A 13,099-nucleotide genomic window follows, 5' to 3' on the forward strand; every position below is an offset into this window, starting at 1 on the left:
CCGGGCCCCTAGACTCGCCGCGTGACCTACGCTTTCGCGCTGCTCGGAGCCACCGGATTCACGGGTGGGCTCACCGCCGACTACCTCGCCGCGCACGCACCTGCCGCGACGTCGTGGACGATCGCGGGTCGTGACCGGGCGCGACTCGACTCCGTCGTCGACCGGATCGCCGCGGCCGGAGGCACCGTGCCGTCGGTGACGGTCGCGGATGTCACCGATACGGACTCGCTGCGTCGGCTCGCGGAGTCGACCGGAGTCCTCGCGACGACGGTCGGGCCGTACGCGGCCCACGGTGGGCCGGTCGTGGCGGCGTGCGCCGAGGCCGGCACCGACTACTGCGACCTCACCGGCGAGCCCGAGTTCGTCGACCGCATGTGGCTCGACCACCACGCCACCGCCGAACGCACGGGGGCCCGGCTCGTGCACGCGTGCGGGTTCGACTCCGTCCCGCACGACCTCGGCGTGCTGCACACCGTCAAGCAGCTTCCCTCCGACGTGCCGATCACGATCCGCGGGTACGTGCGCGCGAGTGCCGACTTCTCCGGGGGCACCTTCCAGTCGGCGCTGGGTGCCTTTGCAGGCTTCCGTTCGTCGCGGAACACGGCGAACGAGCGGCGCCGGCTCGAGGGGCGTCCCGAGGGGCGTCGCGTGAGGGGCCTGCCGGAGCGGCCCGGGCGAGGCGTCGGCGGATCCGGGTGGGCGCTCCCGCTTCCGACGATCGACCCGCAGGTCGTGCTGCGCTCGGCGCGGTCGCTGCCTGCGTACGGGCCCGACTTCGCGTACGGCCACTACGTCCAGTTCCAGCGCCTGCCGGTCGCGGTCGGCGCCGCAGTCGGCACCGGCGCCGTGGTGGTCGGAGCACAGGTGCCACCGATCCGTACGGCGCTCGCGCGGGTGAAGTCCGCCGGGGACGGCCCGAGCGAGGCGAAGCGGGCACGGTCATGGTTCCGCGTGCAGTTCGAGGCGGACGCCCCGGGCACGCGTCTCGTCACCGAGGCGGCGGGCGGAGACCCCGGCTACACGGAGACGGCGCGGATGCTCGGGGAGTCGGTCTTCGCGCTCGCGTTCGACGACCTGCCGGAGACCGCCGGACAGGTCACCACCGCGGTGGCGATGGGGGATGCGCTCCTCGAGCGGCTCCCGTACTTCCGCACGCTCTGACGGCAGAACAGCCCGGGTCAGAAGGTGAGCTTGAACCCGACGTGGCTCGCGGTGAACCCCAGGCGCTCGTAGAAGCGGTGTGCGCCTTCGCGGGTCGCGTCCGACGTGAGCTGGACGAGGGTGCAGCCCCGCTCGCGCGCCTCGTCGATCGCCCACCGGATCATGTCCGAGCCGAGACCGGCGCCGCGCAGGTCGGCGCGGACGCGGACCGCCTCGATCTGAGCACGCGTCGCGCCCCGCCGGCCCAGGCCGCGCATGTACGTCAGCTGCAGCGTGCCGATCACCTCGCCGTCCCGCACGGCCACGACGACACGCTGGTGCGGGTCGCCTGCGATCTCGGCGAGCGCGTCGAGGTACGGTGCAAGGTCGTCCGGGCTCTCACGCGTGGCCCCCAGCGGATCGTCGACCAGCATGGCCACGATGGCCGGGACGTCGTCGGCGTCGGCGTCCCGAATCGTGAAGACGCTCACTCCGGCGCCGTTGCCGGCTTCTTCGGCTCGGGGTCTGCGAGCACCGCCTCGACGGCGAGGTCGCCGTCCTGCGAGGGATCGACCACGAACTCGACCTCACCGGTCACGTTGCCCGCCGAGCGGAGGTCCGGGAGTGCACGCTTGACGATCTCGACCCGCTTCTCGGAGCCGCGGACGACCAGACCGGTCACCGCCGTACGCTGGCTCACCTTGGCCGTCGACTTCGCGCCGCGGATGCCTGCGAGCACCTCGCCCGCCGCGACCAGCAGCGCCGGATCGTGCGGGGTGGTCGTGATCTCGATCTCGCCGCTCGGCCACTCGGCGCGGTGGATCGAGCCCTCCTGCCACCACGACCAGACCTCCTCGGTGACGTAGGGCAGGAACGGCGCCAGGAGACGCAGCTGCACCGACAGGGCGATCGCGAAGGCCGCCTTGGCCGACTCGGCCGCATCGTCCTCGCCACGGGCCCGGTCCTTGACGAGCTCGAGGTAGTCGTCGCAGAAGCCCCAGAAGAACCGCTCGGTGACCTCGAGGGCGGTCGTGTAGTCGTACGCCTCGAACGCCTCCGTCGCCTCGATCGCGACCTGGCGGAGGCGGCGCAGCATCGAGAGGTCGAGCAGCTCCGTCACGCGGTGCGGCTCCACGTACGCGGCGTCGACGCCGAGCCCGTACGCCTCCGGTGCGGCGAGCACGAACTTCGAGGCGTTGAGCACCTTCATCGCGAGGCGGCGCCCCACCTTCATCTGCGTCTCGTCGAACGGCGAGTCAGCACCGGGGCGCGCCCCGGCGGCACGCCAGCGGACCGCGTCGGCCCCGAACTTGTCGAGGATCTCGGTCGGAACGACGACGTTGCCCTTCGACTTCGACATCTTCTTGCGGTCGGGGTCGACGACGAAGCCGGAGATGAGTGCGTGCGACCACGGGGCCGTGTGGTTCTCGAGGTGAGCGCGCACGACGCTGGAGAACAGCCACGTCCGGATGATGTCGTGGGCCTGCGGGCGCAGGTCCATGGGGAAGGTCTTCTCGAACAGCTCCGGGTCGCGCTCCCATCCGCAGACGATCTGTGGTGTCAGCGACGAGGTCGCCCACGTGTCGAAGATGTCGGGGTCGCCCATGAAACCGCCGGGCTTGCCGCGCTGGTGCTCCTCGTACCCCTTCGGCGCCTGCGACTGCGGATCGATCGGGAGCTCGGACTCCTCCGGCACGATCGGGTCGTCGTAGTCCGGCTCGCCCTCGTCGTCGAGACGGAACCACACCGGGATCGGCACGCCGAAGAAGCGCTGACGGCTGACCAGCCAGTCGCTGTTGAGCCCGTCGATCCAGTTGGTGTAGCGCGACTGCATGTAGCCCGGGTACCACGCGATGTCGTGCCCGCGGGCGACGAGCTGGCCGCGAAGCTCCGGCTCCTTGCCGCCGTTCGTGAGGTACCACTGGCGGGTGGAGACGATCTCCAGCGGCTTGTCGCCGCGCTCGTAGAAGTTCGCCATGCGCGTCGTCGCCGCCGGCTCGCCGTCGAGGTCGCCGGACTCACGCAGCGCCGCGACGATCGCCTCGCGTGCGGAGAAGACCGTCTTGCCTGCAAGCTCCTCGTACGCCTTGCGGCCGTCCTCCGAGGCGATCCACTCCGGCGTCTCGCGGAGGATGCGACCGTCGCGTCCGACGACCGTGCGTGTCGGCAGGTCGAACTCACGCCACCACTGGACGTCGGTCAGGTCACCGAACGTGCAGCAGTGGACGATGCCGGAGCCCTTCTCGGGGTCGGCGGCGGGATCGGCGATCACCGGCACCTGCACGCCGAAGAGCGGAGAGGTCGCGGCGGTGCCGAACAGGTGCTGATAACGCTCGTCGTCCGGGTGGGCGATCAGTGCGACCGCTGACGGCGTCAGCTCGGGACGTGTCGTCTCGACGTGCACCTTGGTGCCGTCAGCGAGGGTGTAGGCGACGCGGTAGTAGTGGCCGGGGTAGTCGCGGGGCTCCAGCTCGGCCTGCGCGACGGCGGTCTGATAGGTGACGTCCCAGAGTGTCGGGGCGTCGGCCGTGTACGCCTCGCCGCGTGCGAGGTTGCGCAGGAACGCGCGCTGCGAGGCAGTGCGCGACACCTCGCCGATGGTCGTGTAGGTCTGCGACCAGTCGACCGACAGGCCGATCGTGCGCCAAAGGTCCTCGAAGGCCTTCTCGTCGATCGCCACGAGCTGCTCGCACAGCTCGATGAAGTTGCGACGGCTGATCGGGATCTGACGCTTCGGGTCGGGCTTCTCCGGTGGCGTGAAGGCGTCGTCGTACGGCATCGACGGGTCGCAGCGCACACCGAAGTAGTTCTGCACACGCCGCTCGGTGGGCAGACCGTTGTCGTCCCAGCCCATCGGGTAGAAGACCTCCTTGCCGCGCATCCGCTGGAAGCGGGCGACGAGGTCGGCGTGCGTGTAGGAGAAGACGTGGCCTACGTGGAGCGAGCCGGAGACCGTGGGAGGCGGGGTGTCGATCGAGTACACCTGGGCCCGCGTCTTGGAACGGTCGAACATGTAGGTCCCACGCTCTTGCCACAGCGTCGACCACTTCTGCTCGAGGCCCTCCAGGGCGGGCTTCTCCGGCACGTTGCTCATGAGGTCAGTCTAGGAGGCGACCGGCGAGCACCGGTGACCGGTTCGCCCCGTGCTCACGGGGACTGCGGGCCCGGCTCCGACCCGGCGGCGACGGGCTCGGCATCGGGCTCCGGCAGCTCCGGCGCATCCTCGACGTCCTCCTTGCGACCCAGCGCGCTCGGCCACCACATGTGGCGCCCGACGTCGAGGTTCAGGGCGGTCACCAGCACGGACCGCACGATCAGGGTGTCGAGCAGCACGCCGAAGGCGACCGCGAACCCCATCTCGGCGAAGAACACGAGCGGCAGCGTGCCCAGAGCGGCGAACGTGCCCGCCAGCACGAGCCCCGCCGAGGTGATCACACCACCGGTGGCGGCGAGCCCGATCAGAGCCCCTCGGCGCGTGCCCCACTTGAACGCCTCCTCACGGACGCGGGTCATCAGGAAGATGTTGTAGTCGATCCCGAGCGCCACCAGGAACACGAAGACGAACAACGGGAAGGACGTGTCGGTGCCGGCGAAGTCGAAGACGTACCGGAACACGAGCGCGCTGATCCCCAGCGCCGCGCCGAACGACAGCACGACGGTGCCGAGCAGGATCAGCGGGGCGACGACCGCCCGCAGGAGCAGCATCAGGATGAGCAGGACGACGACCAGGACGGCCGGGATGATCACCTTGTTGTCGCGGGACGAAGCCCGCTGGATGTCGAGGGTGACGGCGGTCGTCCCACCGACGAGGGCGTCGGGGTCGGCGGCGTCGAGCTCCTCGCGGAGCTCGTCGATCACGTCGTACGCGGCGTCGCTGTCGGGCTCGACCTCGAGGGTGCCCTCCATGTAGGCCCAGTCGCCCTCGACCGCAGGCTCTGTCACGCTGTCGGCGGCGATGCCGTCGTTGGCCTGGAACGCAGCCCGGACGTCGTCGGCATTGTCGGGCCGAGAGAGCACCACGACCGGCGCTCCGGCCCCGCCGGGGAAGTGCTCGCTCAGGACCTGCTCGCCGATCACCGAGTCAGGTGTGCTGCGGAACGCCTCCTCCGTGCTGAGGCCGGTGGCGTTCAGCTGGACGATGCCGATGGTCGCGATGGCGAGCAGGACCGACGTCGTGACCCACACGCGTCGCGGTGCCCGCGTGATGCGGTGGCCGATCTTCGCCCAGAAGCCGTGCGAGCTCGGGTCGGCGTCGCCGAAGTGCGGGATGCGCGGCCAGAAGATCCAGCGGCCGCAGACCACGAGGAGGGCGGGCAGCAGCGTGAGCATGACGAGCAGGCCGGCGACGATGCCGATCGCCGCCACCGGGCCCAGGCCGCGGGTCGACGTCATCTGAGCGAGCATCAGGCACAGCATGCCGATCGCGACGGTGGCACCGCTGGCGATGATGGCGGGTCCGGCACGGTGCAGCGCGACGGCCATCGCCTGCTTGCGAGACTCGTGCCGTCGCAGCTCTTCTCGGTACCTGGCGACGAGCAGCAGCGCGTAGTCCGTCCCGGCGCCGAACACGAGCACCGTCAGGATCGCGGCGCTCTGGCCGTCGACCGTCAGGTTGGCGTGCTTGGCGAGGAGGACGATGACGGCCTGCGCGACCACCAGGGCGACACCGGCCGAGATCAGGGGAAGCAGCCAGAGCAGCGGACTGCGGTAGGTGATGAGGAGCAGCACCGTGACGACGCCGCCAGCGGCGAGCAGCAGGGTGCTGTCGATGCCCTCGAACGCGCTGGCGGAGTCGGCGGCCTGACCTGCGGGACCCGTGACGTACGCATCGAGACCGTCAGGTCCGTCCGTGACGACGTCCTCCATCTCCTCGACGGCGTCGGGGGCGAGGTTCCAGCCGTCCTCGCCCAGGTTGAGGGGGACGATGATCTCGAGCGCCTCCCCGTCCTCCGACGGGATGGGGCCCACGACCTCGCCGTCGATGTTGTCGCCCTCGGCGAAGGTCGCGGCGTCGGCCTCGGCCTTCTCGAGGTCCCCAGGCTGCAGACCGCCCTCGCGCTCGTACACGATCACGGCGGGAATGGTGTTGGGCGAGGCGAACGTCTCGGCAGCTTTCAGGGCCTTCGTCGACTCCGCACTGCTCGGGAGCCAGTTCTCGGCCTCGTTCTCCTGCACGTCGGTGAGCTGTCCGGCGAGCGGGCCCAGCAGCACGACGACGGCGATCCAGCCGACGATGGCGAGCACGGGCGTGAAGCGGTGGTTGATCCATCCGGCGATCGAGCGATGCATAACAGTCCCCCTGGCGACAATCCTTCGACCCTACGACCGGGCAGGGTTGAAGAAGTCATCGCTTGCATCCCTGGGATACTGGACGACGATGACAAATCCCACGTACGTCGAGGTCGAGCGCGCGCTGCTCGCACGCTGGCCTGAGTCGAAGCTCGAGCCGTCGCTGGACCGCATCCGCGCCCTGTGCCGGTTGATGGGCGACCCTCAGACCGCCTACCCGGTGATCCAGCTCACCGGCACCAACGGCAAGACCTCGACCGGCCGCATGATCGACGCGCTCCTGCGGGGCCTCGGTCTGCGGACCGGCCGGTTCACGAGTCCTCACCTGGTCTCGATGACCGAGCGGATCAGCATCGACGGCGAGCCGCTGAGCGAGGAGCTGTTCGTCGAGGCGTACGCCGACGTCGCCGCATACGCGCAGGTCGTCGACGACAGCCAGCCGATCCCGCTGTCGTACTTCGAGCTGATGGTCGGCATCGCCTACCAGGCGTTCGCCGACGCGCCCGTGGACGCCGCCGTCGTCGAGGTCGGCATGGGCGGCACCTGGGACGCGACCAACGTCGTCGACGCCTCGGTCGCCGTCATCACGCCGGTCGACGTGGACCACTCCCGCTACCTCGGTGACACGCCGGGGGCCATCGCGGTGGAGAAGGCCGGGATCATCAAGCCCGGCGCCCAGGTCGTCGTCGCGCGCCAGCCCGAGGACGCCGCGGCCGAGATCTTCGCGCGCGTCAACGAGGTCGGGGCCACGCTGCACCGCGAGGGCGTCGACTTCGGCATCACTGAGCGGACGCCCGCGCTCGCCGGCCAGATGCTGACCATCCAAGGCATCGGCGCGACGTACGACGAGGTGTTCCTCCCGTTGTTCGGCGCGCACCAGGCCGACAACGCGGCGTACGCGCTGGCAGCCGTCGAGGTGTTCACGGGCGGCAAGGAGCTCGACGTCCAGATCGTCCGGGACGCGTTCGCCGAGGTGACGTCTCCCGGGCGTCTCGAGGTCGTACGCCGCAGTCCCGCCGTCGTCCTCGACGCCGCGCACAACCCGGCGGGCGCACGCGCGGCGGCCGAGGCGATCCAGGAGGCGTTCTCGTTCACGCCGCTGATCGGCGTGGTCGGCGTGATGGCCGACAAGGAGGTCGACGAGATCCTCCAGGCGTTCGAGCCCGTGATGGCCGAGATCGTCTGCACGCAGAACGCGACCGACCGCGCGATGCCGGCGGCCGAGCTGGCCGACGTGGCAGAGGGCATCTTCGGCAACGACCGCGTCCACGTCGCGAAGGCGCTGCCCGACGCGATCGAGAAGGCGGTCTCGTTGGCGGAGAGCGAGCGGTACGGCGAGGGTGTCGGCAGCGGCGGCGTCCTCGTGACCGGTTCCGTGGTGACCGTAGGAGAGGCGCGCGTCCTGCTCGTGCCGAAGGAGTCGAAGTCCTGATGCGCGGAATGTGTGCCGGAGTCCTGTTCTTCGAGGCGATCGTGCTCGCGCTCGCGACGCCGGTGATGATCCAGGTGGAGGGCGTCTCGCCGGCGGTCGCGGCGTCGTACGGCCTGGGACTGGCGGCACTCGCCCTCGTCACGTCGGGTCTGCTGCGGTTCCCGTGGGCGTACGGCCTCGGCTGGCTCGTCCAGGTCGGTGCCGTCGCCATGGGCTTCCTGCTTCCCATCGCCTTCTTCGTGGGCGGCATGTTCGCCGCGATCTGGGCGACGGCGTGGGTGCTGGGTCGCCGGATCGAGCGCGACCGTGCCGCGAACCCGGAGTTCTACGCCCGCTGAGGTTCGCTCCGGACGCTGCTCGCTAGTCTGTGCACCATGTCCGAACGCACCCTGGTCCTGCTCAAGCCCGACGCCGTCCGCCGTGGTCTCATCGGTGAGATCCTCGGCCGCTACGAGGCGAAGGGCCTCGGCGTCGTCGCGATGTGGTTCGGCACGATCGACGGTGACAAGGCCGACGCGCACTACGCCGAGCACGTGGAGCGCGACTTCTATCCGCCGCTGCGTGCGTTCGTGACGTCCGGCCCGATGGCGGCCATGGTCCTCGAGGGCGACGCGGCCGTCGAGGTCGTGCGGCTGCTCAACGGTGCCACCAACGGCGTGGTCGCCGCACCCGGCACGATCCGCGGTGACCTCTCGCTCTCGAACCGCGAGAACCTGGTCCACGGATCCGACTCGGCCGAGTCCGCGGAGCGTGAGATCGCGCTCTGGTTCCCCGAGCTGGGCTGACCGCCGCGGCGCTCCGCGTTTGAGGTGCTCACACCTCAAGCGCGGCGGGCGCACCTCATCTGAGAGGTGCCCTGAAGGTGTTCGGGGTGTGAGCACCTCAAACGGGGGAGACGGCGCAGCCGGGAGGGCATCAGCTGTCAGGATCTTGCGCAAGTTTTGACGTCTCATTGCAGACAGCTGGCGCTCTGCGCGGCTAGGGTTCCGTCATGGCACGACGAATCGCCGAGGTGGCCGCCCGAGCCGGAGTCAGCGAGGCGACGGTCAGCCGCGTGCTCAACGGCAAGCCGGGTGTCTCCGACGCCACCCGCTCCACGGTGCTCACGGCGCTCGACGTGCTCGGGTACGAGCGCCCGACCAAGCTGCGCGGCGAGCGGGCCCGCCTTGTGGGGCTGGTGCTGCCCGAGCTGCAGAACCCGATCTTCCCGGCGCTCGCCGAGGTCGTGGGCGCACACCTGGCGCAGCACGGCCTGACCCCGGTCCTCTGCACCCGGACGGCAGGCGGGGTGGGGGAGTCCGAGTACGTCGACCTCCTCCTCGAGCAGCAGGTCGCCGGGGTCGTGTTCGCCGGTGGTGACTACAGCCAGGCCGACGCGGACCACTCGCACTACGAGCGGCTGGTGAACCGCAAGCTGCCGGCCGTGCTGATCAACGCGGCGATCGACGACCTGGCGTTTCCCCGGGTGGTCTGCGACGACGCGATCGCGGCGGAGCAGGCCGTCGGGCACCTGCTGTCGCTCGGGCACACCCGGATCGGGTTCGTGCTCGGCCCCTCGGACCACGTGCCGTCCGAGCACAAGCTCGCCGCTGCCGTCCAGGTGCTGGAGCGCGCCGGCACGCCGTACTCGCCGGAGCTGGTGGAGCGCAGCCTCTACTCCCTCCAGAGCGGCCAGGCGGCGGCGACGAGGCTCCTCCAGCGCGGCGTGACCGGCATCGTCTGTGCGAGCGACCCTCTCGCGCTCGGGGCGATCCGGGCGGTGAGGCGGCTCCGTCTCGACGTCCCCGGCGACGTCTCCGTCGTCGGCTACGACGACTCGGCGTTCATGAGTGCCACCGACCCGCCGCTCACCACCGTCCGGCAGCCCATCGAAGCCATGGGGCGGGCTGCGATCACGCTCCTCCTGCGTCAGATCGCGGGTGCGCCGACGCCGCCGGAGGACATCTACTTCGAGCCTGAACTTGTCGTACGTCAGTCAACCGGCGCTGCAAAGTTGCGAAATTAATTACATCCTGTCGAGTTCTTGCGGCTCGATGATCAGCCCGCGTAGCCTCTCGTTCACCTTCGAGAGTGAGGCGGGTCACAGTGACAGCACGACGTGCGGCCGATCGGGCTGCCGTACATCCCGAGTCCCCAGCGGTGGACCCCGCTGCCGGACGGGACGCCGAGTGGTGGCGCAGCGCGGCGATCTACCAGGTCTACCCGCGCAGCTTCGCCGACTCCGACGGTGACGGCACGGGCGACCTCGCCGGCGTCCGCAGCCGCCTGCCGTACCTGCGCGACCTCGGCGTCGACGCGATCTGGTTCACCCCGTGGTACCCGTCGCCGATGGCCGACGGCGGGTACGACGTCGCCGACTACCGCGCGATCGATCCGGCGTTCGGGAGTCTCGACGAGGCTGAGCGCCTGATCGACGACGCGCTCGACTTCGGCATCCGGACCATCATCGACGTCGTCCCGAACCACATCTCCGACGCCCACGAGTGGTTCCGCGCGGCGCTCGCCGCCGAGCCCGGCTCGCCCGAGCGCGACCGGTTCTGGTTCCGCCCCGGACGCGGCGAGGGCGGCGCGGAGCCACCGAACTCCTGGACCTCGGAGTTCGGCGGACCGTCGTGGTCACGCGCTCAGCGTCCGGACGGGACGCCCGAGGAGTGGTACCTGCACCTCTTCTCCGCCGAGCAGCCGGACCTCAACTGGGGTCACCCCGACGTCCGGCAGGAGTACGAGGACGTCCTCCGCTTCTGGTTCGACCGCGGCGTCTCCGGCGTACGGATCGACTCGGCCGCCCTGCTCGCCAAGGACGCGAACTTGCCGGAGGTGCCGACGACCCCCGGACCGGGCGCGCACCCGTACGTCGACCGCGACGAGCTGCAGGAGATCTACCGCAGCTGGCGCAAGATCGCGGAGTCGTACGGCGGTGACCGTGCGCTCATCGGTGAGATCTGGCTGCCCGACACCGAGCGGTTCGCGCGCTACCTCGAGCCGGACGTTCTCCACACGGCGTTCAACTTCGACTACATGGCCGCTCCGTGGGACGCCGAGCGGCTGCGGTCGTCGATCGACAAGACGCTCGACATGCACGCGAAGGTCGGCGCGCCGGCCACCTGGGTGCTGTCGAACCACGACGTCACGCGGCCGGTCACGCGCTACGGCCGCGCGGACACGGCGTTCGCGTTCGCGTCCAAGCGGTTCAGCACGCCGACCGACCCCGTGCTCGGCAGGCGCCGGGCCCGGGCCGCAGCGCTGCTCGCCATGGCGCTGCCCGGGTCGTACTACATCTTCCAGGGAGAGGAGCTCGGTCTGCCCGAGGTCGAGGACATCCCCCTCGACCGGCTCCAGGACCCGATGTTCTTCCGGTCGGACGGTGTCGACCCCGGCCGGGACGGCTGCCGGGTCCCGCTGCCGTGGTCGGGGGACGCGCGGCCGTACGGGTTCGGGCCGGGTGGCTCGGACACGTGGCTCCCGCAGCCCGACGACTGGGCGGCCCTGACGGCCGAGGCGCAGTCCTCCGACCCCACCTCGATGCTCTCCCTCTATCGGGTCGCACTCCTGATCCGACGAACCCATCCCGACCTCGGCGACGGGCCGATGTCGTGGCTGGACCCACTCCCGGGGGTGCTCGCCTTCACCCGGGGCGACTCCTTCGCCTGCGTCGCCAACCTCACCGACACGCCGGTCGACCTGCTCGCCAACGATCAGATCTGGGTCGCCAGCTCCGCCCTGGAAGGAGGTCGCCTTCCGGCGGACGCCACCGCCTGGCTGAGGCTCCCGCCCGCTCCCGCGTGACGGACACGCGGCCCACCTCCACCTCCCATCGAACCGTGCATCCCGTGGACGGAAGTCGTCCACCCACGAAGGAGAAGTTCCATGAAGCAGCACCGGAAGCGGATCGCGGCGATCGTCGCCGTGGCCGCCTCGGCGTCCGTCCTCGCGGCCTGCGGGTCCGGCGACGACGACGCCGAGGCGGACGGAAAGGTCACCATCACCGTCGAGGGCTGGCGCCCCGGCGACGAGCAGGCGACCGCGGACTCCGTCAAGAATCTCGTCAAGGAGTTCAACAAGGCCAACCCTGACATCGTCGTCGAGCCCAAGGAGTGGGAGTGGAAGGCCGAGACCTTCCCGGCGCAGCTCGCGGGCGGCACGCTGCCGACGACGTTCCGGGTGCCGTTCACCGACACCCTCGGGCTCGTCCAGCGCCAGCAGATCGCCGACGTCACCGATCAGGTGCAGGCGCTGCCGTACGCCGACAGCTTCAACGAGAGCGTGCTCGCCGCGGCCCAGGACGCCGAGGGCAACATCTACGGCCTCCCGAGCGACGTGTACGGGATGGGCCTGCACTACAACCGTGAGCTGTTCGAGCAGGCCGGTCTCGACCCCGACAAGCCTCCGACGACCTGGGACGAGGTGCAGCAGTACGCGAAGCAGATCACCGACGAGACCGGTCAGCCGGGCTACGCCCAGATGACCAAGGACAACACCGGCGGCTGGCTGCTGACCACCCTGACCTACGCCCACGGCGGCCGCATCGAGGAGACCGACGGCGAGGAGACCAAGGCCGTCATCGACAACCCGGAGACCGCGGAGGTCCTCGAGCGTCTGCACGAGATGCGTTGGGACGACAAGTCGATGGGCAGCAACCTGCTCCTCGACTGGGCCGGGATCAACCAGGCGTTCGCGGCCGGCAAGGTCGGGATGTACGTCGGTGGCTCGGACGTCTACAACGCGCTGGTGACGACGAACAGCATCAAGCCGGAGACGTACGGCCTCACGACCGTGCCGCTCACCGACAGCCCGGACGCCGGCATCCTCGGCGGTGGCTCCGTCTCCGTCGTCAACGCGAAGGCCAGCAAGGCGGAGAAGGAGGCCGCGGTGAAGTGGAACGACTTCTTCCGCGTCCGCAAGCTCGTCGAGGAGGACGCGGCGGTCCTCGACGCCAAGACGTTGGCGGAGAGCGATCAGCCGATCGGCACCCCGCTCCTCCCGGTGTTCGACGAGGAGACGTGGAAGCAGCAGCGCGAGTGGATCGCCGACTACATCAACGTCCCCGTCGACCAGATGACCGGTTTCACCGACAACATCTTCGACCAGGACCTCGTCGCCGAACCGCCCTCGCACACGCAAGAGGTGTACGGGGTGCTCGACGCTGTGGTGCAGAAGGTGCTCAGTGACGAGAATGCCGACATCGCCGACCTGCTGAAGAACGCGAACGACGAGGCCGACCGGATCCTGGCGCAGTGA

10 protein-coding genes are annotated in these 13,099 nt (G+C 70.1%); 7 read left to right on the forward strand and 3 right to left on the reverse strand.

The genetic code is table 11. From position 1 onward, the window contains the following. Positions 1-21: 21 nt before the first annotated feature. Complete coding sequence (locus tag AB3M34_RS07560) at positions 22-1,161, forward strand: saccharopine dehydrogenase family protein (protein ID WP_370618690.1); 1,140 nt, start codon at positions 22-24, stop codon at positions 1,159-1,161. A gap of 17 nt (positions 1,162-1,178) precedes the next feature. On the opposite strand, the gene AB3M34_RS07565 is transcribed toward AB3M34_RS07560, so the two are convergent. Genes AB3M34_RS07565 through AB3M34_RS07575 form a run of 3 tightly spaced genes read right to left on the reverse strand, consistent with a single transcriptional unit; the run spans position 1,179 to position 6,429 of the window. Beyond that, on the reverse strand, positions 1,179-1,631 hold the full coding sequence (locus AB3M34_RS07565) for a GNAT family N-acetyltransferase (protein WP_370618691.1): 453 nt from the start codon (positions 1,629-1,631) through the stop codon (positions 1,179-1,181). After that, on the reverse strand, positions 1,628-4,234 hold the full coding sequence (gene valS, locus AB3M34_RS07570; protein WP_370618693.1) for a valine--tRNA ligase: 2,607 nt from the start codon (positions 4,232-4,234) through the stop codon (positions 1,628-1,630). The genes AB3M34_RS07565 and valS overlap by 4 nt, the downstream gene beginning before the upstream one ends. Positions 4,235-4,287: 53 nt before the next feature. After that, the gene (locus AB3M34_RS07575; protein WP_370618694.1) at positions 4,288-6,429 is read right to left on the reverse strand and encodes an MMPL family transporter; all 2,142 of its coding nucleotides are present in this window, start codon (positions 6,427-6,429) and stop codon (positions 4,288-4,290) included. Positions 6,430-6,517: 88 nt separating this feature from the next. On the opposite strand from AB3M34_RS07575, the gene AB3M34_RS07580 reads away from it, so the two are divergent. The 6 genes from AB3M34_RS07580 to AB3M34_RS07605 all read left to right on the forward strand — a co-directional run bounded on the left by AB3M34_RS07580 (position 6,518) and on the right by AB3M34_RS07605 (position 13,099). Further along, positions 6,518-7,861, forward strand: coding sequence for a bifunctional folylpolyglutamate synthase/dihydrofolate synthase (locus tag AB3M34_RS07580; RefSeq protein WP_370618696.1), 1,344 nt, complete (start codon positions 6,518-6,520; stop codon positions 7,859-7,861). Beyond that, on the forward strand, positions 7,861-8,199 hold the full coding sequence (locus tag AB3M34_RS07585) for a DUF4233 domain-containing protein (protein ID WP_370618697.1): 339 nt from the start codon (positions 7,861-7,863) through the stop codon (positions 8,197-8,199). The genes AB3M34_RS07580 and AB3M34_RS07585 overlap by 1 nt, the downstream gene beginning before the upstream one ends. 36 nt (positions 8,200-8,235) lie before the next feature. After that, complete coding sequence (gene ndk / locus AB3M34_RS07590; RefSeq protein ID WP_370618698.1) at positions 8,236-8,646, forward strand: nucleoside-diphosphate kinase; 411 nt, start codon at positions 8,236-8,238, stop codon at positions 8,644-8,646. Between the two features lie 206 nt (positions 8,647-8,852). Continuing rightward, positions 8,853-9,866 carry a LacI family DNA-binding transcriptional regulator gene (locus AB3M34_RS07595; RefSeq protein ID WP_370618700.1) on the forward strand — a complete coding sequence of 338 codons (1,014 nt, stop codon included), beginning with the start codon at positions 8,853-8,855 and terminating at the stop codon, positions 9,864-9,866. Positions 9,867-10,000: 134 nt separating this feature from the next. Continuing rightward, positions 10,001-11,647: a glycoside hydrolase family 13 protein gene (locus AB3M34_RS07600; protein ID WP_370619965.1), complete on the forward strand. Its 1,647-nt coding sequence runs from the start codon at positions 10,001-10,003 to the stop codon at positions 11,645-11,647. An 81-nt stretch (positions 11,648-11,728) separates the two neighbouring features. Then, positions 11,729-13,099, forward strand: coding sequence for an ABC transporter substrate-binding protein (locus AB3M34_RS07605; RefSeq protein ID WP_370618702.1), 1,371 nt, complete (start codon positions 11,729-11,731; stop codon positions 13,097-13,099).

The organism is Mumia sp. Pv4-285, from assembly GCF_041320275.1.
Lineage (GTDB): Bacteria > Actinomycetota > Actinomycetes > Propionibacteriales > Nocardioidaceae > Mumia > Mumia qirimensis.

Bases quoted from the DNA above. Each gene is read 5' to 3' on its own strand.
- AB3M34_RS07595 (WP_370618700.1), top strand. From the start codon at position 8,853: ATGGCACGACGAATCGCCGAGGTGGCCGCCCGAGCCGGAGTCAGCGAG.
- AB3M34_RS07585 (WP_370618697.1), top strand. From the start codon at position 7,861: ATGCGCGGAATGTGTGCCGGAGTCCTGTTCTTCGAGGCGATCGTGCTC.
- AB3M34_RS07580 (WP_370618696.1), top strand. From the start codon at position 6,518: ATGACAAATCCCACGTACGTCGAGGTCGAGCGCGCGCTGCTCGCACGC.
- AB3M34_RS07605 (WP_370618702.1), top strand. From the start codon at position 11,729: ATGAAGCAGCACCGGAAGCGGATCGCGGCGATCGTCGCCGTGGCCGCC.
- AB3M34_RS07575 (WP_370618694.1), bottom strand. From the start codon at position 6,429: ATGCATCGCTCGATCGCCGGATGGATCAACCACCGCTTCACGCCCGTG.
- ndk (WP_370618698.1), top strand. From the start codon at position 8,236: ATGTCCGAACGCACCCTGGTCCTGCTCAAGCCCGACGCCGTCCGCCGT.
- valS (WP_370618693.1), bottom strand. From the start codon at position 4,234: ATGAGCAACGTGCCGGAGAAGCCCGCCCTGGAGGGCCTCGAGCAGAAG.